General features: G+C 52.1%; 5 protein-coding genes. 3 read left to right on the forward strand and 2 right to left on the reverse strand.

The window, feature by feature from the left end:
* The first annotated feature begins 82 nt into the window (after positions 1-82).
* Entirely contained in the window at positions 83-619 is a 537-nt protein-coding gene (locus G403_RS24130; RefSeq protein WP_051299362.1) for an MFS transporter, read from the forward strand.
* A 115-nt stretch (positions 620-734) separates the two neighbouring features.
* Here the strand turns inward: G403_RS24130 and G403_RS0120370 are convergent, their stop codons facing one another.
* Both G403_RS0120370 and G403_RS0120375 read right to left on the reverse strand, forming a co-directional pair.
* Positions 735-1,028 carry a hypothetical protein gene (locus G403_RS0120370; RefSeq protein ID WP_027855611.1) on the reverse strand — a complete coding sequence of 98 codons (294 nt, stop codon included), beginning with the start codon at positions 1,026-1,028 and terminating at the stop codon, positions 735-737.
* On the reverse strand, positions 1,025-1,249 hold the full coding sequence (locus G403_RS0120375; protein WP_027855612.1) for an addiction module protein: 225 nt from the start codon (positions 1,247-1,249) through the stop codon (positions 1,025-1,027). Before G403_RS0120375 ends, G403_RS0120370 begins: the two co-directional genes overlap by 4 nt.
* 480 nt (positions 1,250-1,729) lie before the next feature.
* Here G403_RS0120375 and G403_RS0120380 point away from each other — a divergent pair, with 480 nt between their 5' ends.
* Both G403_RS0120380 and G403_RS0120385 read left to right on the forward strand, forming a co-directional pair.
* Complete coding sequence (locus tag G403_RS0120380) at positions 1,730-2,020, forward strand: type II toxin-antitoxin system RelE/ParE family toxin (RefSeq protein WP_027855613.1); 291 nt, start codon at positions 1,730-1,732, stop codon at positions 2,018-2,020.
* A gap of 11 nt (positions 2,021-2,031) precedes the next feature.
* The gene (locus G403_RS0120385; RefSeq protein WP_027855614.1) at positions 2,032-2,349 is read left to right on the forward strand and encodes a HigA family addiction module antitoxin; all 318 of its coding nucleotides are present in this window, start codon (positions 2,032-2,034) and stop codon (positions 2,347-2,349) included.
* The last annotated feature ends 246 nt before the right edge of the window (positions 2,350-2,595 follow it).

Consider the following 2,595-nt stretch of genomic DNA (forward strand, 5'->3'; position numbering starts at 1 on the left):
CGGGCGTAAAGGAACGACGTTGTTTTTTCATTGAACACCTCTAGGGTGGCAAGGTTACCACCTATCTGGGTGTCCGGAATCATTGAACCACTACATAGGCTTCCTGACCTCGGTACAGGGGATAATGCAGGGGATCTATGACGCGGGCGCAATGTTCCCCGTTTATTTTGCAATCATCGCCTTGGGTGTTGGCTTCTCCTCTTTCATAAACAGTCGTCTGGTTTATCGTTTTGAAATCCGTACATTGGTTACGCGAGTACTGATGATTTTGGGTACGCTTTCGCTGACTGAGGCCGCGTTGGTTGCTTCGGGTTTAATAGAGGCGTCCTTGGCTGGGTTTATTATGATGATGACTGTGAGCACCTTCTGTCTGGGGTTACTTTTTGGCAATATCAACGCGCTAGCCATGGAACCGTTCGGGCACATGGCAGGGGTAGCTTCTGGTGTTGTAGGCGCCTCGACGATGCTTATCGGGGTGTTGGTCGGTGGTGTGGTAGGGATGAGTTTTGATGGCACGATTGTCCCGTTGCTGTTGGGCTTCGGTTTAACCTCTGTGACCTCGCTAACGCTGATACTTTTCGGAATACCAAAAAAGATTGAAAAAGCCCCGGCAGTTTGACCTGCTTCGCGGGCTTCCCTGTGCCTCTTTCTCAATCTGCGGCGCTCGGCTGTACTGAAGGGGGGAGGGACTGATCTAGATCGATGGGTGGATGTCGTCAGGCAATACGTGTTTGTTAAAGCCGGCCCAGCCAGTACTGCGGGCGTCGGCGATCATGGGCAACAGCCAAAATCTGAAAGCTGTCCGGCCGTTCTCGGTAAATGATGGACAGGGGAAATCTATGAAGGGGTGCCCTGCGAATATCTGGTGGAAACTCGACTTGCCAGCCTTGCGGTGTCTTGCTGACTAAAATGGCCAGGGCCTCAAACTCCTCTATCAAGGCACCACCCAATCCCGGAACTTTCGACTCATAATAGCCAACTGACTCCAGGAACTCGGCTTCCGCTGCCGGGTGAAAAGAGTAGTTCATTCGATAAGTGCTCTGGCCTTTCTCATGACGTCCTCACTGGGCACAGCCTGAACCGTCCCGTTGTCGAGCTCTTCGCTTCTGCGTTGGGCCTCAAGCAACCAGTCGGACTTCAGCTCGTCTTCCGAAGGAAACTCCAGGCTCAATACTAGCCGTTGGATTAACTGGACTCGCTCGTCCTTCGGGAGGTGAAGCGCCTCGTCTTCAATTTTCTGGCGATTCATGGAAGAAACCTCTTGTTTACGTATTGCTCAATTTTGACACGGATGTATATCAGCTGCACGGCTCGGTTTACCGCGGTTACATTATAGTACTGGGAATACGCTTCTTTTCAGAGGCTTGGTTTCGCCTGATGGCGAGTCAAGGGACTTGTGCGGACAAGTCCCTTAACAATCCCAAGCCGCCCCTCAGTTTGACCCGCTTCGCGGGTTTCCCTGTGCTTCTCGACTGAAAGAGCGGGACAGGAAACTCGGCTTCGCCTCAGACAACCTGTCCCTTTGCTCTCTTTCAGTCTGTGATGCTCGGCTGCACTGAAGGGGGAGGGGGTGCGGTTAGGTCGATGGGCGGTTTCCCTTGATCGGCTGTTCTGATCGGAAGGTCGGATGTTGGTCCTTGGAAAGTGTTAATCTGCCCCCGAATTCAAAACTGCATTGTGTCCTGTATCGATACAGGATACATTCAAAGGGAGCAGGGTACGATCAAGGATGATTAAAACGACTAGGGACCGATGGCTGGACGACTATTACTTCCAAGGTAAAACCTCATCGAACATTCCCAAGGAGATTGATGGCGCTCTCAAGCGTAAGCTCGACATTATCCACGCGGCGCACGGCGAACAGGATTTGAGAGTGCCGCCCGGTAATCGATTTGAGCATTTGTCTGGAAACCTAAAGGACTGGTGGTCGATCCGAGTTAACAAACAATATCGCCTGATCTTCAAATGGCGTGAGGGCGAAGCGCTAGAACTCTATCTAGACGCTCACACATATAGATAAAAGGTTTAGTTATGGTTGAAGGACTAAAATTACCGGCTCATCAACCAACCCGAGTGGGCACCATGCTCAAAGAGGAGTTTCTTGAACCACTGAAGATCAGTCAGGGTGAATTGGCTAAAGCGATGGGCGTAGGGCGCAAGACCGTCAATGAACTCTGTGGCAACCGTCGCGGCGTCACTGCGGAAACCGCGTTTTTGCTGGCCAGGGTTCTGGGGACCTCCCCGGAGTTTTGGTTAAATCTACAGTTCATGAATGACATGTGGCTGGCGCAGCACAACGAGGCGCTGGCACAGAAAATCAAACAGGCACGACCGCTGGTTGCCGCCTGACTGAGTTTCGCCGGATGGCGAGTCAAGGGACTTGTGCGGACAAGTCTCTTAACAATCCCAAACCGCTGTCAACAACACCCTAGTTTGACCGGCTACGCCGATTCCCCTGTGCTTCTCGACTGAAAGAGCGGGACAGGAAACTCGGCTTCGCCTCAGACAACCTGTCCCTTGATTATCTTTCAGTCTGTGATGCTTGTAGTGGTTCAATGATTCCGGACACCCAGATAGGTGGTAACCTTGCCACCC

Origin of the sequence: Marinobacterium litorale DSM 23545, from assembly GCF_000428985.1 — a bacterium.
Lineage (GTDB): Bacteria > Pseudomonadota > Gammaproteobacteria > Pseudomonadales > Balneatricaceae > Marinobacterium_D > Marinobacterium_D litorale.

What these genes read in the sequence shown, in the direction of transcription:
- G403_RS0120375 (WP_027855612.1), bottom strand. Translation starts at nt 1,249, where the DNA reads ATGAATCGCCAGAAAATTGAAGACGAGGCGCTTCACCTCCCGAAGGAC.
- G403_RS0120370 (WP_027855611.1), bottom strand. Translation starts at nt 1,028, where the DNA reads ATGAACTACTCTTTTCACCCGGCAGCGGAAGCCGAGTTCCTGGAGTCA.
- G403_RS0120385 (WP_027855614.1), top strand. Translation starts at nt 2,032, where the DNA reads ATGGTTGAAGGACTAAAATTACCGGCTCATCAACCAACCCGAGTGGGC.
- G403_RS0120380 (WP_027855613.1), top strand. Translation starts at nt 1,730, where the DNA reads ATGATTAAAACGACTAGGGACCGATGGCTGGACGACTATTACTTCCAA.